The organism is Polynucleobacter sp. es-EL-1 (assembly GCF_018687975.1).
Lineage (GTDB): Bacteria > Pseudomonadota > Gammaproteobacteria > Burkholderiales > Burkholderiaceae > Polynucleobacter.
Map to the genome: position 1 here is coordinate 552,215 of NZ_CP061310.1, position 20,807 is coordinate 573,021.

Sequence of the window (20,807 nt, forward strand, 5' to 3'; positions counted from 1 at the left end):
CTTCAAATGTAGTTTGCTATCTACAATTGTTGCATATATGTTCATGCAACCACCCATCCGCAATATCACTCGCTTTTGCTGTTTAGCCCTTCTGACTGGGCTTTTGGGCCATTCTGTACAAGGTGCTCAGGGCATTGCGCAGTATGGGAAGCCCAAATATGCGGATGGCTTTAGTCATTTTGACTATGTGAATCCCGATGCACCGCGGGGAGGCACCATTACGCTCCCTAATCCAGACCGCCGTACCAGTTTTGACAAATTCAATCCATTCACTTTACGTGGTGTAGCTGCCCCTGGAGTCGCACAACTGATGTTTGAGTCTTTAGCGGTTGGCAGCGCGGATGAAGTTTCAAGTGCCTACGGACTGATCGCTGAGGATATTTCAGTGGCTCCCGATAAGATGTCGGTCGTGTTTCGGATTCGCCCTGAAGCGAAGTTTTCTGACGGTAGCGCTATTTTGGCTAGCGACGTTAAGCATAGCTTTGATACTTTGATGAGTTCTTTGGCGAACCCGCAATTTAAGACTGTCTATGCTGATGTGAAGCAAGCAGTCGCTGTCTCCGATCGAGTGATTCGCTTTGACTTTAAGAATAGCAATCCAGAGCTGCCGGTAATGGTGGCGACCTTGCCAATCTTCTCGCGCCATTGGGGTAAAAAACCGGATGGCAGCATCACACCCTTCGATAAATTAACTTTTGAAGCGCCATTGGCGAGCGGTCCTTATATGATTGAGTCTTATAAGGCTGGCAAGACCATGATCTTTAAGCGTAATCCCAATTACTGGGCTGATCAAGGTGGCAAAACCTTGAACGTGCGCGTTGGCTTCTTTAATTTTGATCGCGTGGTTTACAAACTTTATAGCGACGATGCTGTCCGTCTAGAGGCATTTAAGGCGGGCGAGTTTGATGCCCTGGTGGAGTATCGCGCCAAGAACTGGGCAAAAAGTTATGTAGGGCCTCGCTTTAATGATGGCACCTTAGAGAAAAAGGCTTTCTTAAATCACAACGGCGCTGGCATGCAGGGTTTTGCCATGAACGTACGCAGACCGATCTTCCAAGATCCACGAGTTCGTCAGGCACTAGGATATGCACTGGATTTTGAATGGCTTAACCGACAATTATTTTTTGATCAGTACAGCCGAATTAATAGCTACTTTACGAACAGTGATTTAAGTGCCAATTTTGATGGACCGCGCAAGCCAACTGAGGCTGAGTTGAAATTACTTAAACCGCTTAAAGCGCAGTATCCCAAATGGGTACCAGATGCAGTCTTTAGTCCAATGCCTCCTGCACCTTCTACTGCGCCACCGGATAGCTTGCGGCAGAACCTACGTAAAGCACGTGACTTGCTAGCTCAGGCGGGATGGCAATATCGTGATGGTGCTTTGCGCAATATGCGGGGCGAGCCATTTCGTTTTGAGATGGTTGAAGATGGCCCATTTTTCTTAAGAGTGATTTCTTCTTATGTACGCAACTTGGAAAAGCTGGGTATCCAAGTAGATATTCGCACCAGCGACTTCGCTTTACATCAAAAGCGTATGGATGAATATGATTTTGATATGACGACGATTCGCTTCCCGGACTCTCAAAGCCCCGGAAATGAATTATGGGATCGCTTTGGTAGTCAGGCGGCTAAAGAGAAGGGTTCGGATAATGTGATTGGTGTTCAATCCCCGGTAGTAGATGCCTTGGTCGATGCAGTTGTCAAAGCCCAGACACGTCAAGAGTTGCAAGCTGCAACCAGAGCTTTAGACCGAGTCCTTTGGAATAGTTACTACGTTGTTCCACAGTGGTACAACCCCACTCACAGAATCGCGTATCGTAAAGAGATGCGCTATCCAGAACCACCTTTGTATTACACCGCTGAATCTTGGATCCTGCTCAATTGGTGGAAAGAGGGGGCGCGCTAATGCAGGGTCAAATGTGGTCATACATTCTCAAGCGCATTCTCTTGATGATTCCTACCTTGTTAGGTGTTCTAACGCTCACTTTTGCAGTGGTGCAGTTTGTCCCTGGAGGTCCAGTTGAGCAGTTAATGCTGGAACTAAAAGGCAAGGGTGATGCTGCTGTTAGTGGCGCGGAATCTTCCGGGGGCGGCAGTAATTATCGTGGCAGGCAGGGGGTGGATGCAGAGCGCTTGGCTGAAGTTAAAGCGCTCTATGGTTTTGATAAGCCGCCACTCGAGCGTTATTTCATGATGCTCAAACGGTTTGCGCAATTTGATTTAGGGCAAAGCTACTACCAACATCAAAGCGTCTGGCAGTTAGTGGTCTCTAAGCTACCAGTCTCGATCAGTATTGGACTGTGGACTTTCTTCTTAACGTACTTGGTGTCGATTCCCTTAGGAATTGCTAAGGCGGTGCGGGATGGCTCACGATTTGATGCTGTCACCAGCACGATGATTTTGGTTGGTTATGCCATTCCTGGATTTGTATTGGGTGTACTGCTCTTAGTCATTTTCGGTGGCGGTAGTTTTTTACAAATCTTTCCTTTGCGCGGTTTAACTTCTGATAACTGGAGTGAGCTGAGCATGATGGGTAAGGTAATGGATTATTTATGGCATTTGGTATTGCCGATTACTGCCTCAGCATTAGGAAGTTTTGCAGTAGTGACGATGCTCACTAAGAATTCCTTTTTAGAGGAAATTCGTAAGCAATATGTTTTAACTGCTAGAGCAAAAGGACTCACTGAAAAACAAGTGCTGTGGAAGCATGTATTTCGCAATGCGCTACTGCCTTTAGTGACGGGTTTCCCCGCAGCATTTATTGGGGCATTCTTCACAGGTTCGCTATTGATTGAAACTTTGTTTTCTCTCGATGGCCTTGGTTTACTGTCCTATGAGTCAGTCATGCGGCGTGATTACCCGGTTGTCTTTGGTACGCTCTATCTCTTTACCCTGATTGGCTTATTCACCAAGCTTATTTCTGACCTGTGCTATGTCTATATTGATCCACGCATTCAGTTTGGTGCTGGGGGTGGATCATGAACCGTTGGCAACGTTTTAAAAATAGTCGCATGGGGTATGCCAGCCTCTGGATTTTTATGGTTCTGTTTGGTCTTTCGATGTGCGCAGAGCTGATTGCCAATGACAAACCTTTAGTGGTGCGATATCAAGGGAAGTTTTATTTTCCGATTATCAAGTCGCAACCTGAAAGAGTCTTCGGCGGAGACTTTGCAACGCCAACCGATTTTTTGGATCCCGATATTCGTCACAACATTACGAGTAATGGTAATTGGGCGATTTACCCGCTCATCCCGTATAGCTATGAGACCCTAAATTATTTCGCTAAAGTACCGAACCCAGCGCCGCCTTCGCTGGAGAACTGGTTAGGAACAGATGACCGTGGGCGTGATGTATTGGCGCGCTTGATTTATGGTTTTCGTCTGTCGATCCTCTTTGGCTTAGCGCTCACCATCGTCGGTGTTAGCGTTGGAATCATTACGGGATCTCTCATGGGATTTTTTGGCGGCAAGTTTGATCTGATTTCGCAGCGCGTAATTGAAATTTGGTCTGCCATGCCTGAGTTATATCTACTGATTATTTTCGCTTCCATTTTTAATCCCAGTATTTCATTGCTGATTATCTTGTTGGCTGCTTTTGGTTGGATGGGTTTATCGGATTATGTGCGCGCTGAATTCTTTCGTAATCGCGCCTTGGAATATGTCCGTGCTGCCAGAGCATTAGGTTTAACCAATTTACAAATTATGTGGCGACATATTCTTCCTAACAGCTTGACTCCCGTAATTACTTTTCTGCCTTTTCGAATGAGCGCAGCTATTTTGTCCTTGACGAGTTTGGATTTCTTGGGCTTAGGGGTGCCACCCGGAACACCTAGTCTTGGTGAGCTTTTGTCGCAGGGTAAAAGTAATTTGGATGCCTGGTGGATTTCTTTATCAACATTCGTGGTGTTAGTGTCAACCTTGCTATTACTCACCTTTATGGGTGAGGCTTTGCGAGACGCTTTTGATTCTCGCAAGTCTGGTGTGGTCAATAGGGGGCGCGCATGAGTACAGTCAAACCCTCTGCATTAAATGCACCTTTGTTGCGCTATGAAGATTTTTCGATTTCTTTTGGCGCGGGACGGCGCGAGAAATTTGCCGTTAACCATCTCGATTTAGAAATTGGCATTGGTGAGCGCGTTGCCTTGGTTGGTGAATCTGGTTCAGGCAAGACGCTGACTGCTTTAGCGCCCCTTCGTCTTGAGCCTGAAGGTGCTAAAGTTTCTGGCCGTATTTTATGGAACGGTCAGCAGGGCGCTCAACCACCAGTGGATTTATTGTCCTTACCCATATCAGACATTCGGCAGATCCGCGGGCGCGAAATTGCGATGGTTTTTCAGGAGCCGATGACTGCTTTAAATCCACTCTTTACTGTGGGCAATCAAATTGTTGAGGCTGTGCAGGTTTATCAGCCCTTGATTTCTAAAGCAGATTGCATGTCTGCTGCCATTGATTTGCTGCAAAAGACGGGAATCCCTGAACCAGAGAAACGCTTTCATTCTTATCCACATCAACTTTCTGGCGGGCAACGCCAACGTGCCATGATTGCAATGGCATTGGCCTGTAAACCTAGACTACTCATTGCAGATGAACCCACTACGGCACTGGATGTCAGCTTGCGTTTGCAGATTTTGGATTTACTCAAAGAGCTGCAAGAGGAGTCAAAAGATCATGGCGGTATGGCGATTCTTTTGATTACGCACGATCTGAATTTAGTGAAGCATTTTGCCCAGCGCGTTGCTGTGCTCAATCAAGGCAAGCTCATGGAGGTGGGATCTACGAAGCAGGTCTTCAGTCATCCTACTGACCCCTACACAAAGTCTTTAGTCAACAGTGAGCCAGTGCGCAATTTAGCGCCAGTGATGCCTTTAGCCCCAGTCTTGCTGAAGACAGAAAACCTATCGGTTTCCTACCCGGGAACAGAGTCTGCTGCGTGGTTTAAAAAACCACCTCGCCATCAAGTGCTCCGTAAAGTCGGTTTTGAGTTAAAGCAAGGACAAACCATTGGCGTGATTGGCGAATCGGGTTCCGGTAAAACGACCTTGGGTATGGCAGTGCTTGGTTTGCTTGGAGATTCTGCTGCGCAGATTACGGGTGAAGTAGATGTATTGGGTCATGACTGGCAGGCGCTCAAACCAGTAGAGCGACGCGCTATGCGTTCAAGCCTGCAGGTGATCTTTCAGGACCCTTTTGGATCTCTATCCCCGCGCATGAATGTCATGCAAATTATTTCTGAAGGTCTTGATATTCATTTCCCCAATTTGTCTGCTGCCGAACGGGAATCGCGTGTCTTAGATATTTTGCGTGAGGTGGGTATTGATCGCTCAGCATTAACGCGCTATCCCCATGAGTTCTCTGGTGGGCAAAGACAGCGCATCGCAATTGCGCGAGCTTTAATTCTAAAACCTCAGATTTTGGTATTGGATGAACCGACTTCGGCACTGGATGTATCGATTCAAAAGCAGGTGCTCGCCTTACTTACTGAGCTACAAAAGAAATATAACCTCGCTTATTTGATGATTAGTCATGATTTGGCTGTTATTCGGGCTATGTCGCACGAGATCATGGTTCTCAAGCAAGGGCGGGTAGTTGAATTTGGCGATACCGAAACCCTCATCAAGCACCCTCGTCAGACTTATACAAAAGAACTGTTTACGGCCGCAGAATTGACTTAAGGCTATCCAAGGATTCTGCGTCATGAGCTTTTTTGGTGCATGCATGCCCAATAATCGTAATAAATTGATTGAAAACAATAAGTTAGCCATTGAGCTAGGGTTTGTTGAAATCCCACTTCTTTGATAGAATGAACTGATGTCACTTCAAAACAAGCTCTTTCAGCCATCTCTCAAGTGCTCGCCTTATGCGTTTCTTGTAGCGCTAGCTTTGTTTGTGCAGCCGGCCGTGGCTGCCGATGCTTCATCGGATCAGGCAAAAGAAGCTCCGATCGAGAATGTTGATGAACCCAGTAAAAATGCTGCAAAACAAAGTATGTTTCAAGCAGGCAAGTCTTATTTTTTTCGGGTGTCTGACCGTTTAGCTGATTCGGTAACAGTCAAATCTGATGAGTTAATAAATCGCTCCATGGAAGTGATTGGAGTGCGTTACCGCTGGGATATGGAATTACCGCAGTCGGGTTTGGATGGCAGTAGTTTTGTCGGCTATGTTTTTAAAGATAAGTTGGGCTTCTTATTGCCTCGCAAGTCAACTCAAATGAGCCAAGTTGGTAAGCCAGTGCAGCGTGATGATTTGCAGCCTGGTGATTTGGTATTTTTTAATACGATGCGCCTAACGTTTTCTCATGTAGGGATCTACGTTGGCGATAACAAATTTATTCATTCGCCATCCAAGGGTGCGAATGTGCGTGTGGATGATCTCAATAGTCTCTATTGGGATAAGCGCTTTGATGGTGCGCGACGCCTCTATAGTGATGGCTTAGATCGCAGTGAGCGCCAAGAACTTCTCAATGAAGTTAATAAGTTAAAGCGTAAAGCGCAACTCCTCTAGAGCGCTGCAGTCTCAAAAGCTTCCCGCTAAGCGGATCGAGGTACCTAGACGCCCAACCCCAACCGCTGGAATATTATTGGTAGTTGCACTAAATCTTGTTGATATTCTTATATCTATTTCAAGAATTGTTCACGCTAAAGATGGTGGGGTAGTACCTAAGCCTTATTGGAGTTGCTAATCGTTTTTGGCCTTTAGCATCTCTTTAATAATGAGCATTTGTTCTTGCGTCGCCACTTCCCCTGCCAAGATGGCGGCGTTTCTGGATCTAAAGTCGCTTCCACCCATTTGCTTGAGGTGGGGCGTAATCACGATGTCAGCGCTTTTCAGTTCATATTGATTGATACTGCGTTGCATGATGGAGATGGTTTGTTGCATCACCCCAAAGGTACCGCTAGCATCTTGGTGAAGAGGTTCAGAGGAGATATTCACGGCAATCACGATTGTTGCCCCCATTTGTCTCGCATAACTTGCGGGCACTGGAGCAACGAGGCCACCGTCAACATAATCCTTACCGCTAATGACTGCGGGTTGAAAGACGCCGGGAACGCTACAGGAGGCGCGAACTGCTAGCCCGGTATTGCCTGAGCGAAACAACACCCCTTTGCCCGACTGGAGCTCGGTGGCCACAATTCCCAAAGGAATACGCATCTGCTCGATAGCTCGATTTTGTACTTCGCGATTAATCATGTTTTGCAGGGCATCACCTTTAATGAGTCCTCCGAATCGCCCGGAAAAGGGGAGATCCCAATCCGCTATGGTGGCCTCATCTAGGTTCAAAGCAAGGCGATTGAGCTCATTGCCGGTAGCGCCCGAGGCAACAAGTGCGGCAATGACACTGCCCGCACTACTACCCACAATAATGTCGGGCCTAATACCTTGTGCCTCTAAAGCTTTAATAACCCCGACATGAGCAAACCCTCTGGCGGCGCCTGCGCCAAGTGCCAGCCCCAGGACTGGCTTTTGCTTAGGGGTGATGGAGCACCCGGTGATGGCAAAAGCCCCAAAACCAAGGCTCAAGCCAAGAAAATGACGTCTTCCTTCTGCCTCTGACGACTGCGAAGGAATTTGGGCAAAATTTTCATGCATGTGGCTATTGTATTGAGCCTCCCTTATAATGGGTTCACGGTGAACGAAAAGAACTTCGTTTCAGCGCGGGTAGCTCTCTCAAGACTCGTTTTTTGAGGTTAATTGCCCGTAGTAGCTAAAAGAACACCACCAACCCATTACTAAATACATTTTTAAAGTCTCATCAGGTTGCTACCTGATAGCCCGAATTTTATGGACGATCACAACAAACGCGTCATTGAAACAGCTCTCTTGTGCGCACAAGAGCCACTTACTGTTGCTGACCTCACTCGCTTATTTGCTGAGGATGTGGAAACCAGTGAGATTAATGATGCTCTTGTAGAACTGCAAAAAGCTTGGGAAGATAAAGGCATGGAGCTGGTGCATATTGCCACCGGTTGGCGCTTTCAGAGTCGTTTATCCATGCGCGAATATCTTGATCGCCTAACTCCTGAAAAGCCGCCCAAGTATTCTCGTGCTGTGATGGAGACATTGGCAATTATTGCCTATCGTCAACCAGTAACGCGTGGTGAGATTGAGGAAATTCGTGGTGTTGCTGTGAGTAGCAATGTGATGAAGCAGCTTGAAGATCGGGGTTGGGTTGAGGTAATTGGCCATAAAGAAACAATTGGCCGCCCTGGTTTATATGCGACCACTAAACAATTTTTAGATGATCTAAGTCTGACAAATTTACAAAGCCTACCAATGCTTGAGGATGCTGCGCCGATGACTGCGGCTGAGCACTTAGGTCAAGCAGTGATGGAATTTGATCCATCTGCAACGGTTGAGACGGTTGTCATTACAGAAGAGGTTCTTCAGATAGATGAGCAAGATGTGATTGAAGCCAATATTGATGAAGTATCAAACGAGACAAGCGAAGAAGTAATCCCACAGTCCGACCAATCGGATGAACCAAAATAATTATTAATGACAAGCTCTAACGAAAACGATTCAACCCCGATAGCTCCTGCTTCGGACAACTCTCCAAATGCTGATGGTGTAAAGACCGAAGGTCGTGAGGGTGGACAACGCCGCCCACGCCGTCAAGGTCCTGGTGCCAGCAAGCATCCATTTAATAAAAAACGTCCTTTCAATAAGGATCGGCCTCGCAGGGAGGGTGGTGATGCCAATGGACCTCGTGATGGGGGCGGTGCAAAATTAGCCCCCAATCCCGCCGAGATTGAAGCACTCTTTGCTTCGGTTGTATCGGGTGAGTTTGATGCAGCCTTAGATGCTCCTGAGCCAGAAGCGTTAAAAAATCCAGATGGCGTAGATGTCAATGAGATTTCTCATCAAACCGGCGCTGAGCGTCGTGCCCAACGCGTTCGTCATGACGACGATGCTGATGTGCCTAGCGAAGATGAGATGAGCAGTTTGCAATTTGCAAACGTTGATGATTTACCGCTGAGCTTGCGTGATGAAGTCTGGTCTGATTTAGATGGCTTAGATGATGATGCAGATGATGAAGACACCGTCAAACTACATAAGGTCTTGGCTGATGTTGGCATGGGTTCGCGCCGTGATATGGAAGACCTAATTATTCAAGGTCGCGTATCAGTCAACGGTTTGCCTGCACACATTGGTCAGCGTATAGGACCAACCGATCAAGTGCGCATTAATGGCAAGCAAGTTCATCGCAAGATTCAGACTAAGCCCCCACGTGTGATCATGTATCACAAGCCTGCTGGTGAGATCGTGAGTCAGTCTGACCCAGAAGGTCGTCCGACAGTATTTGATCGTTTACCAAAGCCACGACAAGGTCGCTGGATTGCAGTTGGGCGCTTAGACTTTAATACTGAAGGCCTATTACTATTTACTACTTCTGGTGAATTAGCCAATCGCTTAATGCATCCCCGTTACGGCGTCGAGCGTGAATACGCAGTCCGTATTTTGGGCGAGTTGAGTCAAGAAAATATGGCCCAATTAAAAAGCGGCATTACTCTTGATGACGGCCAAGCCAAGTTCTTACGCTTGGCGATGGGTGGTGGTGATGGTGCCAACCGTTGGTATCACGTTGCTTTGACAGAAGGACGTAATCGCGAAGTACGTCGCATGTTTGAAGCAGTTGGACATACGGTATCGCGCTTAATCCGCACTCGTTATGGCATTTTCTTATTACCCCCTCGCTTAAGACGGGGTAAATGGGAAGAAATTGAGGCGGGTGGCATCTATAACTTAATGAAGTCTGCTGGGTTAAAAATGCCGCAACCGCAAGACAAGGGCCGCAATCCAAATGCGCAAAGTCGGGATCGCCGCTCTCCTGATGCGGAAGACTTTCAGCCTGATCCAATGCAAACCTCTGTTTCTTACTGGGGTTCTCGTGACGCCCTGACACTGGCTAGTGGCCACAACGGCTTAACTCATCAAGGTAGGGGTGGTAAACCTGCTGGTGGTGGCTCGGGTGATGGGCGCGGTCCCTTCCGAGGCCGCACGCAGGGTGGACGACCTGGACAGGGTGGCCAAGGTGGGCAGGGCGGCCAAGGCCAGAACCGCAATAAGGGCAAAAAAGTCCACCACGGACAGTCTGCTTTTGTGACGGCAAGCCCCCAAAGTCCTGGAAACGGTCCCAAGCGCAATGCACCAAAAGGGCGCAAACCTTTTAATAAGGGCCCTAGAAAACCGAGAAATCCGAGCGAAAGCTTCTGATTTTGATCAGTTTTCCGCTAAATCAGCTATAATTTTGGACTTACAGCAGTTCGCTGCTGTTTTAAGTTGTTACCGACTGATGTTGCGATCAACGTAAGTCGGCCTGTTCTGAATTTCGAGAATATGGGCTTTGAAGCCCATTTTTTTTTGCCGTTTTGTATTGAAGGATTGTCGTGAAAGATCAGCGGATTATTTCTGCCGAAGTAGAAAACTTAGGTTACACACTCGTCGATATCGAGCGTGAAGCCGGAGGTTTGCTGCGCGTCACGATTGAGAATCCAGATTATGAGCGTTTGATCACCGTGTTGGATTGCGAAAAAGTAAGTCATCAACTGAGCTACGCATTGCCAGTGGAGAACATTCCTTTTGAGCGTTTAGAGATTTCATCTCCAGGGTTAGATCGCCCGGTAAAGACGGCCGCGGATTTTGAGCGGTTTTCAGGTATGGAAGTAGATTTGAAATTACGTGTTGCCGTGGGAAATCGCAAGAATTTTCGTGGTGTGTTGCAAGGTTTGCTGAGTGGTGAATTGGATTCACCAGATGCGAAATTTGGTTTGTTGTTTGAAGGTGCTGATGGCGCCGAATCTCAATTGGAGTTTTCTTTAGCCGAGGTCGATAAGACTCGGCTGGTCCCTGTTATTGATTTCAAAGGAAGAAAGTCATGAGTCGAGAAGTTCTCATGTTGGCAGACGCCTTAGCGCGTGAAAAAAACGTTGATCAAGCGATTGTGTTTGAGGCGCTAGAAATGGCGCTGGCATCCGCTACTAAAAAGCGTTATGCGACAGAAGACGTGGATATTCGTGTATCGATTGATCGTGAAACTGGTGAGTATGAAACTTTCCGTCGTTGGCTGGTTGTGCCTGATGAAGCGGGCCTACAGGAGCCGGACAAAGAGATTTTGCACTTTGAAGCCCTAGAGCAATTTCCAGATATGGAAGTCGGCGAACATATTGAAGAGCAAATCGAATCCTTAGCTTTTGGTCGTATCGGCGCACAAGCTGCTAAGCAAGTGATCTTGCAGCGTATTCGTGATGCTGAGCGTGAGCAGATTTTGAACGACTACCTTGAGCGTGGCGAAAAAGTCATGACCGGTACCGTCAAGCGCGCTGATAAGAATGGTTTGATTATTGAATCCGGTCGCGTTGAAGCCTTGCTGCGTCGCGATCAAATGATTCCAAAAGAGAACTTGCGTTCTGGTGACCGCGTACGTGCATACATCCTTAAGGTGGATCGTGAGGCGCGTGGCCCACAAATTGAACTTTCCCGCACTTGCCCAGATTTCTTGATCAAGCTATTTGAGAATGAAGTTCCAGAAATGGAACAAGGTTTATTAGAGATTAAGGGTGCTGCTCGTGATCCTGGTATCCGCGCCAAGATCGCTGTGATTACTTATGACAAGCGTATCGATCCAATCGGTACTTGCGTTGGCGTACGTGGCACACGCGTTACTGCAGTGCGTAACGAAGTTGCTGGCGAAGCGGTGGACATCGTATTGTGGTCCGAAGATCCAGCGCAGTTTGTGATTGGTGCTTTAGCTCCAGCTCAAGTATCTTCCATTGTTGTTGACGAAGAGCGTCACGCTATGGATGTGGTGGTTGATGAAGAAAACTTGGCAATTGCGATTGGCCGTAGCGGACAGAATGTTCGCTTAGCTAGTGAGCTGACTGGTTGGCAGATCAACATCATGACTCCTGAAGAGTCTGCAGAGAAGACAGAAAAAGAAGCGGCTTCTGTACGTCAATTGTTCATGGATAAATTGGACGTTGACCAAGAAGTTGCCGACATCTTAATTGAAGAAGGTTTCAACACATTGGAAGAGGTCGCCTATGTCCCTCTATCTGAAATGTTAGAAATCGATTCTTTTGATGAAGATACCGTAAATGAATTGCGTACTCGTGCACGCGACTCTTTATTGACCATGGAATTGGCTAAAGAAGAACGCGTTGGCGAAGTCTCGCAAGATTTGCGCTCCCTTGAGGGAATGACTACTGAGTTGATTGCCAAGCTTGCTGACAATCAAGTTCATACCCGTGACGACTTGGCTGAACTGGCTGTTGATGAGCTAGTTGAGGCGACACAAATTGACGAAGAAACTGCGAAAACGCTCATCATGAAAGCGCGCGAACATTGGTTTACTTCATGAGAGGAAGTAGTACATGGCAACAACAGTAAAAGTACTCGCTAAAGAACTTAAGCGTACCGCACCAGACCTTTTAGAGCAGTTAAAGGCGGCCGGTATCGATAAAGGTTCCGAGGACGATAGCATTACCGAAAAGGACAAAACTGTTCTACTCGAGCATTTGCAAAAAGCGCATGGCAATACTGATGCGGGCAGTCGCAAAAAGATCACGTTGATCAAGCGCGAAAGCTCTGAAATTCGTCAGGCGGATTCTGCTGGACGAACTCGTACAGTGCAGGTCGAGGTCCGTAAAAAGCGTGTTCTCGTTAAAGCGGGAGATAAAGCGGCTGAAGTGGAGGAGGCTCCTGCAAAAGCGGCTGCTTCTGCTGAGCCAGCCAAGCCAATCCTCTCTGCGGAAGAATTAGAGAAGCGTGCTGCTGAAGCTACTCGCCAGGCAGAGTTATTGGCTCGCCAAGAAGCTGAAATGAAGGCTGCAGAAGTTGCTCGGCAAAAAGAAGCTGATGCACTTGCTGCGGCTAACGCTGCAGAGCCAGTAGTAGAAAAAGATGCTAAATCTGAAGTCGATGTTGTAGCTGAAGCTGCAAAAGTAGCTGATAAGAAGGCGCAAGCCGATAAAGCTGCTAAAGAAGTTGCAGACGCAAGTAAAGCGCAGTTGGCCGATATTACCAAGCGAAGAGCTGCTGCAGAAGCGGAAGCATTGGCAATTCGTGACATGATGAGCACGCCTGCACGCGTTCTGAAGGCACCAAGTGAAATTGCTGCAGAAGAGGCGAAAAAAGGCACGCTGCATAAACCTGCCAAAGCAGAAGGTGCAGACGATAAGAAGAAAGCTCCAGCGAAAGTTGGCGGCAAGACGATTAAATCAGCTGAAACCTCATCCACTTGGCAAGAGGAAGGCGCCAAGAAGCCTGGTGGTCTTAAGACTCGTGGCGATAGTTCTGGTGGTGTGGGTGGCTGGCGTTCTGGCGGTGGCAGAAGAAAGCAACGTCAAATTGCTGAAGCCAACGTTGATACCAATTTCCAGGTTCCAACAGAACCGGTTGTACGTGATGTTCATGTCCCCGAGACTATTACTGTTGCAGAGTTAGCTCATGCAATGGCCGTTAAGAGTGCAGAAGTGATTAAGCTTTTGATGGGTATGGGTCAGATGGTGACGATCAACCAGATCTTGGATCAAGATACTGCGATGATTATCGTGGAAGAGATGGGTCATACCGCTCATGCTGCTAAGTTAGATGATCCTGATTTGGATCTCGGCACTTCAGGCCATGATGCGGAGCTACTCTCTCGTCCACCAGTTGTTACGGTAATGGGTCACGTTGACCACGGTAAGACTTCTCTTCTTGATAAAATTCGGGCTGCAAAAGTTGCTACTGGTGAGGCTGGCGGTATTACTCAGCATATTGGCGCGTACCACGTGGAAACTCCTCGCGGCATGATTACTTTCTTGGATACTCCGGGTCACGAAGCCTTTACGGCAATGCGTGCTCGCGGTGCTAAGGCAACCGATATCGTGATCTTGGTTGTAGCTGCAGATGACGGTGTAATGCCACAGACTAAAGAAGCGATTGCGCATGCAGTAGCCGGTGGCGTTCCAATCGTTGTTGCAATTAATAAGATTGATAAACCAGAAGCAAATACTGAGCGTGTCAAAACAGAGTTAGTTGCCGAGCAAGTAGTTCCTGAAGAGTATGGTGGCGATGTGCCATTTATTGGCGTATCTGCAAAAACAGGTGAGGGTATCGATGCCTTGCTGGAAAACGTTCTGTTGCAAGCAGAAATCTTAGAACTCAAAGCGCCTAAAGATGCTCCGGCGCAAGGTCTAGTGATTGAAGCGCGTTTGGATAAAGGTCGCGGACCAGTTGCTACAGTGCTTGTTCAGTCAGGCACACTAAAGCGCGGCGACATGTTATTAGCAGGCTCCACCTATGGTCGTGTTCGTGCGATGTTGGATGAGAACGGCAAGCCATGTAATGAGGCTGGCCCATCTATCCCGGTAGAGATTCAGGGTTTATCTGAAGTTCCTGCAGCTGGTGAGGCTGTGCAAGTGGTACCTGATGAGCGTAAGGCACGTGAGATTGCACTCTTCCGTCAAGGTAAATTCCGTGATGTGAAGTTGGCTAAGCAGCAAGCAGTCAAGCTTGAAACCATGATGGAAAACATGGGCGAAGGTGCGATTGAAGCCAAGCTATTGCCATTGATCATCAAAGCAGACGTACAAGGTTCACAAGAAGCCCTGTCGCAGTCATTGCAAAAACTGTCTACTCCAGAAGTCAAGGTTCAAATTGTCCATGCAGCTGTGGGCGGAATCACCGAGACGGATGTGAACTTGGCGGTTGCCTCTAAGGCAGTCATTATTGGCTTTAACTCTCGTGCAGATGCAGCAGCTCGTAAATTAGCTGAGAACAATGGCGTGGATATTCGTTATCACAACATTATTTATGACGCGGTAGATGAAGTGAAGGCAGCCTTGAGTGGCATGTTGACACCAGATAAGAAAGAAGAGATCACCGGTATGGTGGAGATTCGTCAAGTCTTCTTGGTCTCTAAAGTCGGCGCTATTGCGGGTTGCTTGGTAACGGATGGTGTCGTTAAGCGCACATCTAGTGTTCGCCTCTTGCGTGACAACGTCGTTGTTTGGTCTGGAGAATTGGACTCACTCAAGCGCTTTAAAGATGATGCAAAAGAAGTGCGCGCTGGTGTTGAGTGCGGCTTGTCATTAAAAGGCTACAACGACATTAAAGAAGGCGACCAATTGGAAGTGTTCGAAGTTACTGAAGTTGCCCGTTCACTCTAATTGCCTCCTAAATAATGCATAAAACTAGCCCTCATCGTAACCAGCGTCTCGCCGATCAAATTCAGCGAGACCTGGCTGAGCTTATTCCCCGTGAATTGCGTAGCCCTAGCCTTGGTTTGATTACCTTGCAAAGCATTGAACTCACGCCTGATTTGGCGCATGCAAAAGTGTTCTTTACTGTGTTGGGTGCTGAGCCTGAGATTGCACAAAAAGCCTTGCAGGATAAGGCGGGCTATCTCCATTCTTTATTGTTTAAGCGTTTGCATATTCATACTGTGCCCACCTTACATTTTCACTATGACAGTTCAGTTGAGCATGGCATTGAAATGTCTAAGCTAATTGATCAAGCAGTGGATAGTGATCGTAAAGACGAGAACGCATAATTCATGTCAGTACGTATCGATGGTGTTGTATTGCTTGATAAACCTGCTGGCATGAGCTCGCAAGGCGCCGTCACTGCTATTAAGCGTGCATTGAATGCAGAAAAAGCAGGGCATACGGGCACGCTAGATCCAATGGCTACCGGTTTATTGCCTATTTGTTTGGGTGAAGCTACGAAGTATTCGCAAGATTTGCTTGAGGCTGATAAAACTTATGTGGCTCAAGTTAAATTTGGTCAGCGTACCGATACCGGTGATGCTGAAGGCTTAGTCATCGAAGAGCTTCCTTTACCAGTGTTTGCTGATGATGCAGCACTGAAATTGACATTAGATTCTTTATTGCCTGCGTTTACTGGCCCAATTAGTCAGATTCCTCCGATGTACTCTGCGCTCAAGCGTGATGGTAAGCCTCTATATGAATACGCTCGTGCGGGAGTTGAGTTGGAGCGTGCGCCACGCGATATTACGATTCATACAATTCGTTGGACCAATGTCCAATGGCCGGAAGCCACTTTAGAGGTGAGCTGCAGTAAAGGAACCTACATCCGCGTATTGGCAGAAGATCTTGGTAAAGCTTTAGGTTGTGGTGCCCACTTAGTTGGCTTGCGTCGCACTGAAGTAGGTCATCTCACTTTGGAGCAATCTTTCACGATTGAGTCTATTCAAAAAGGTCTGCAAGATAGCTCTTCCTATATCTTGCCAGTAGATGCCTTGTTACAAACCTTGCCTCATTTAACAGTTGATGAGCAGCAAGCTAAACGCCTTGAAATGGGGCAACGTGTTCCGCTGAATTTGCCATCCATTGAGGCATTGGTGCGGATTTATCGTGCTACGGCAGCTCCACATAACTTTATTGGTACTGGTGATTGGCGATCTGGGGTCTTACATCCTAAGCGCTTAATCTCCTCAGCCCATTAACCATTTTGACTTATTGATTTATTAACCTTAACTAACCCGAATTTCATATTCTTAACTTTAGAAGCTTCACATGACTAAACGCGCACTTCGTAATATCGCCATCATCGCCCACGTTGACCACGGTAAAACTACTTTGGTTGACCAACTCTTACGCCAATCTGGCACATTCCGCTCAAATGAAAAAATGACTGAGCGTGTTATGGACTCCAATGATTTGGAAAAAGAACGTGGCATTACTATTTTGTCCAAGAACTGTGCAGTGGAATATGACGGTACGCACATTAACATCGTGGATACACCAGGACACGCCGACTTCGGTGGTGAGGTAGAGCGCGTGCTCTCCATGGTTGATGGTGTGTTGCTTTTGGTGGATGCGGTTGAGGGTCCAATGCCGCAGACCCGCTTTGTAACCAAAAAGGCCTTAGCACTTGGTTTGAAGCCAATTGTTGTGATTAATAAAGTTGACCGTCCGGGCGCTCGTACAGATTATGTGATCAATGCCACTTTTGAGTTGTTTGATAAGTTGGGTGCAACTGAAGAGCAGTTGGATTTCCCGGTTGTCTATGCATCCGGCTTGAATGGTTATGCAGGTTTAACTGATGATGTTCGCGAAGGTGATATGCGTCCATTGTTTGACACTGTTCTTAAGCATGTGCCAGTTCGTGATGACAATCCAGAAGGCCCTTTGCAGTTACAAATTACCTCTATTGAGTACAGCACCTATGTTGGTAAGATCGGCGTAGGCCGCGTTAACCGTGGAACAGTAAAACCATTGATGGATGTTGTCTTTATGGATGGCCCTGATGGTGTTCAACGCAAAGGCCGTATTAACCAGGTATTGAAATTCCGTGGTCTTGAACGTGAATTGGTAGATGAAGCTCAGGCGGGTGACATCGTATTGGTGAACGGTATTGAAGATTTGGCAATTGGTACGACAATCTGCTCCCCAGATACTCCCGAAGCATTGCCAATGCTCAAGATTGATGAGCCTACTTTGACCATGAACTTCATGGTGAACACTAGCCCATTAGCAGGTCGTGAAGGTAAGTTTGTGACTAGTCGTCAAATTCGTGAGCGTTTAGACCGCGAATTGAAATCAAACATGGCTTTGCGCGTTAAAGAAACGGATGATGACACTGTATTTGAGGTGTCGGGCCGTGGCGAATTGCATCTCACCATCTTAGTAGAAACGATGCGTCGTGAAGGTTATGAGTTAGCAGTTTCCCGTCCACGCGTTGTCTTCCATGAAGAGAACGGCGTGAAGATGGAGCCATACGAGAACTTAACAGTTGACGTAGAAGATACTACTCAAGGCGCCGTCATGGAAGACTTGGGTAAACGTAAAGGCGAGTTGCTGGATATGGTGAGCGACGGTAAAGGCCGTACTCGTCTCGAGTACCGTATTCCTGCGCGTGGTTTGATCGGCTTCCAAGGCGATTTCATGACCATGACTCGCGGTAATGGTTTGATGAGTCATACATTTGACTCCTATGCTCCAGCTAAAGAAGGTATCTTGGGTGAGCGTCATAACGGTGTATTGATTAGTCAAGATGATGGCGAGGCAGTTGCTTACGCTTTATGGAAATTACAAGATCGCGGCCGCATGTTTGTGAGCCCTGGCGATCCTTTGTATGAAGGTATGGTTATCGGTATTCATAGCCGTGACAATGACTTGGTTGTTAATCCAATTAAAGGTAAGCAATTAACCAACGTTCGCGCCTCCGGTACTGACGAAGCTGTTCGTCTAGTAACGCCGATCGCAATGAACCTCGAGTACGCTGTTGAGTTTATCGATGATGATGAGTTGGTAGAGGTAACGCCAAAGAGTATTCGTATTCGTAAGCGCTATTTGAAAGAGCATGAGCGTAAGAAGGCTTCACGCGAATAAGTTCGCTAAGTTAGACAACAAAAGTCACCTTCGGGTGGCTTTTGTTCTTCAATCACTACGAATATTCTAAAAATACAAATACATCAGAGTAAGAAAACTAAATAAATGCTGCCATCGATTGAACAACGCCTTGCCCAAGAGTTATCCGCTAAACCCGCTCAAGTAGCTGCAGCTATCGCCTTAATGGATGAGGGTGCTACCGTGCCTTTTATTGCTCGTTATCGTAAGGAGGCAACAGGGGGTCTAGATGATGCGCAATTAAGACTATTGGAAGAGCGCTTGAGTTATTTGCGCGAGTTAGAAGATCGCCGCAAGGCAATTGTTGCCTCCATTGAAGAGCAGGGCAAGATGACGCCTGAATTACTCAAGGCCATCATGCTGGCGGAAGATAAGACACGCCTAGAGGATCTTTATCTTCCCTATAAACCGAAGCGCCGTACCAAGGCTCAAATAGCCTTGGAAGCGGGTTTAGAGCCTTTGGCAAATGATCTGTTAAGTAATCCGACTCTAGATCCTGAAGTCGAGGCTGCTAAATATCTCAAAGAAGCCTTTCAGGTCGATGGCACCGATAACCCTGGAGTGCCGGATACCAAAGCTGCGCTAGAGGGGGCTCGCCAGATTTTGATGGAACGCTTTGCTGAAGATGCGGCTCTGGTGCAGTCTCTTAGAACCTATTTGCAAGATCATGGCGTAGTCGAGTCTAAGGTTATTGCAGGCAAGGAGCAAGAGGGTGAGAAGTTTGCAGACTACTTTGATTATTCTGAGCCAATTAAGGCAATTCCATCACATCGCGCCTTAGCATTGTTTAGAGGTCGTCGTGAACAGATTTTGATGGTGAATTTACGCCTCGATACCGTAGAAGAAAAGCCCAAATGGGACGCCCCACATAATCCTTGTGAATCCCGTATTGCCAACCAATTTAAGATTAAGAATGAAGGCCGCCCAGCCGATCAATGGCTAGCAGAAACTGTGCGCTGGACTTGGCGCATTAAGTGCTCTATGCATTTAGAGTCGGAGCTCATGAGCGCTCTGCGAGAGCGCTCGGAAGCCGAGGCAATTAATGTATTTGCCCGCAATCTCAAAGATTTATTGCTTGCTGCACCTGCAGGGCCAAAGGTTACCATTGGTTTAGACCCTGGTATGCGTACTGGGGTAAAAGTGGCAGTAGTCGATGCCACTGGTAAAGTAGTTGACACTGATGTTATCTACCCACACCAACCTAAAAATGATTGGAATGGTTCGCTTCATACGCTTGCCAAATTAGCAGAGAAGCATCAAGCGACTTTAATTTCTATTGGAAATGGCACTGCATCGCGTGAGACCGATAAATTAGCGCAGGACTTAATTAAAGCCAAACCAGAGCTCAAGTTGACAAAGATCGTGGTGTCTGAGGCAGGAGCTTCAGTATATTCAGCATCAGAGTACGCATCAAAAGAGTTGCCCGGTATGGATGTTTCCTTGCGCGGCGCCGTATCCATTGCTAGACGTTTACAGGATCCATTGGCTGAGCTCGTAAAGATTGATCCGAAGTCTATTGGTGTAGGTCAATATCAGCATGATGTCATGCAAACCCAGTTGGCTAAATCTCTAATAGCAGTTGTAGAGGATTGTGTAAATGCGGTTGGTGTTGATGTGAATACCGCCTCAGCACCTTTATTGGCAAGGGTTTCTGGCCTATCAAATACTGTGGCCGAAGGCATCGTTGCCTATCGTGACAGTAAAGGTGCATTCAAGTCGAGGGCAGATCTTAAGAGTGTTCCGCGGCTCGGAGATAAAACCTATGAGCAAGCTGCTGGATTCTTACGCATTATGAATGGCGATGACCCTCTGGACGCTTCTGCCGTTCATCCTGAATCCTACCCATTAGTGGAGAAGATTCTCAAGGATATTCAGAAGGGTGTTAAAGAGCTTATCGGTGATGCATCAATTCTGAAGAACCTTCATCCAGAAAAGTATGCCGATGAGAAGTTTGGTGTGCCAACAGTCACAGACATTATTAAGGAATTGGAGAAGCCCGGTCGTGATCCTCGCCCAGAGTTCACGACAGCAACCTTTAAAGATGGTGTAGAAAAAATCAGTGACCTCAAAGTGGATATGATTTTGGAAGGTGTCGTTACCAACGTTGCAGCCTTTGGGGCTTTTGTCGATATTGGCGTTCATCAGGATGGCTTAGTTCACATCTCCGCACTAGCCAATACCTTTGTAAAAGATCCTCATACTGTTGTGAAGGCGGGGCAGGTTGTTAAAGTGAAGGTATTGGAGGTAGACGAGAAGCGTAAGCGTATCGCGCTTACTATGCGGCTTTCAGATGAGGCTCCAAAAGCAAGTGCTGGGGGTCAGGCCGAACAAAGAGCTAATAAATCAAATTCTCAAAAATCTCAAGACAGAAGACCTCAGGAAGGCCGCAGCGCTCCTCCCATGAATAGTGCGATGGCAGCAGCTTTTGGAAAGCTAAAGAAGTAATTTAGGG

Annotated in this window: 15 protein-coding genes; 14 read left to right on the forward strand and 1 reads right to left on the reverse strand. The window is 47.2% G+C overall.

Annotated features, from left to right (window positions below; translation table 11 throughout):
• Positions 1-43 precede the first annotated feature (43 nt).
• From FD974_RS02895 to FD974_RS02915, 5 genes are all read left to right on the forward strand, one after another.
• The gene (locus FD974_RS02895) at positions 44-1,909 is read left to right on the forward strand and encodes an extracellular solute-binding protein (RefSeq protein ID WP_251374647.1); all 1,866 of its coding nucleotides are present in this window, start codon (positions 44-46) and stop codon (positions 1,907-1,909) included.
• An 11-nt stretch (positions 1,910-1,920) separates the two neighbouring features.
• Positions 1,921-2,985, forward strand: a complete 1,065-nt coding sequence (locus FD974_RS02900) for a microcin C ABC transporter permease YejB (protein WP_215365628.1) — start codon at positions 1,921-1,923, stop codon at positions 2,983-2,985.
• Complete coding sequence (locus FD974_RS02905; protein WP_215365630.1) at positions 2,982-4,007, forward strand: ABC transporter permease; 1,026 nt, start codon at positions 2,982-2,984, stop codon at positions 4,005-4,007. The genes FD974_RS02900 and FD974_RS02905 overlap by 4 nt, the downstream gene beginning before the upstream one ends.
• On the forward strand, positions 4,004-5,674 hold the full coding sequence (locus FD974_RS02910; protein WP_215365632.1) for an ABC transporter ATP-binding protein: 1,671 nt from the start codon (positions 4,004-4,006) through the stop codon (positions 5,672-5,674). Before FD974_RS02905 ends, FD974_RS02910 begins: the two co-directional genes overlap by 4 nt.
• Before the next feature lie 136 nt (positions 5,675-5,810).
• Entirely contained in the window at positions 5,811-6,503 is a 693-nt protein-coding gene (locus FD974_RS02915) for a C40 family peptidase (RefSeq protein WP_215365634.1), read from the forward strand.
• 174 nt (positions 6,504-6,677) lie between these two features.
• Here the strand turns inward: FD974_RS02915 and FD974_RS02920 are convergent, their stop codons facing one another.
• On the reverse strand, positions 6,678-7,589 hold the full coding sequence (locus FD974_RS02920) for a patatin-like phospholipase family protein (RefSeq protein ID WP_215365636.1): 912 nt from the start codon (positions 7,587-7,589) through the stop codon (positions 6,678-6,680).
• A 192-nt stretch (positions 7,590-7,781) separates the two neighbouring features.
• On the opposite strand from FD974_RS02920, the gene scpB reads away from it, so the two are divergent.
• The 9 genes from scpB to FD974_RS02965 all read left to right on the forward strand — a co-directional run bounded on the left by scpB (position 7,782) and on the right by FD974_RS02965 (position 20,800).
• Positions 7,782-8,489 (forward strand): SMC-Scp complex subunit ScpB, encoded by a 708-nt coding sequence (scpB, locus tag FD974_RS02925; protein WP_215365638.1) that lies wholly within the window; start codon positions 7,782-7,784, stop codon positions 8,487-8,489.
• Between the two features lie 6 nt (positions 8,490-8,495).
• Entirely contained in the window at positions 8,496-10,214 is a 1,719-nt protein-coding gene (gene rluB / locus FD974_RS02930; protein WP_215365640.1) for a 23S rRNA pseudouridine(2605) synthase RluB, read from the forward strand.
• Between the two features lie 173 nt (positions 10,215-10,387).
• Entirely contained in the window at positions 10,388-10,879 is a 492-nt protein-coding gene (gene rimP, locus FD974_RS02935; RefSeq protein ID WP_215365642.1) for a ribosome maturation factor RimP, read from the forward strand.
• Positions 10,876-12,357 carry a transcription termination factor NusA gene (gene nusA / locus FD974_RS02940; RefSeq protein ID WP_215365644.1) on the forward strand — a complete coding sequence of 494 codons (1,482 nt, stop codon included), beginning with the start codon at positions 10,876-10,878 and terminating at the stop codon, positions 12,355-12,357. The genes rimP and nusA overlap by 4 nt, the downstream gene beginning before the upstream one ends.
• Before the next feature lie 13 nt (positions 12,358-12,370).
• Positions 12,371-15,151 carry a translation initiation factor IF-2 gene (gene infB / locus FD974_RS02945; protein WP_215365646.1) on the forward strand — a complete coding sequence of 927 codons (2,781 nt, stop codon included), beginning with the start codon at positions 12,371-12,373 and terminating at the stop codon, positions 15,149-15,151.
• Positions 15,152-15,165: 14 nt separating this feature from the next.
• On the forward strand, positions 15,166-15,534 hold the full coding sequence (gene rbfA / locus FD974_RS02950; RefSeq protein WP_215299822.1) for a 30S ribosome-binding factor RbfA: 369 nt from the start codon (positions 15,166-15,168) through the stop codon (positions 15,532-15,534).
• A gap of 3 nt (positions 15,535-15,537) precedes the next feature.
• Complete coding sequence (gene truB / locus FD974_RS02955) at positions 15,538-16,449, forward strand: tRNA pseudouridine(55) synthase TruB (RefSeq protein ID WP_215365648.1); 912 nt, start codon at positions 15,538-15,540, stop codon at positions 16,447-16,449.
• 70 nt (positions 16,450-16,519) lie between these two features.
• Positions 16,520-18,337, forward strand: coding sequence for a translational GTPase TypA (typA, locus tag FD974_RS02960; protein ID WP_215365650.1), 1,818 nt, complete (start codon positions 16,520-16,522; stop codon positions 18,335-18,337).
• 105 nt (positions 18,338-18,442) lie between these two features.
• Positions 18,443-20,800 carry a Tex family protein gene (locus tag FD974_RS02965; RefSeq protein WP_215365651.1) on the forward strand — a complete coding sequence of 786 codons (2,358 nt, stop codon included), beginning with the start codon at positions 18,443-18,445 and terminating at the stop codon, positions 20,798-20,800.
• Positions 20,801-20,807 lie beyond the last annotated feature (7 nt).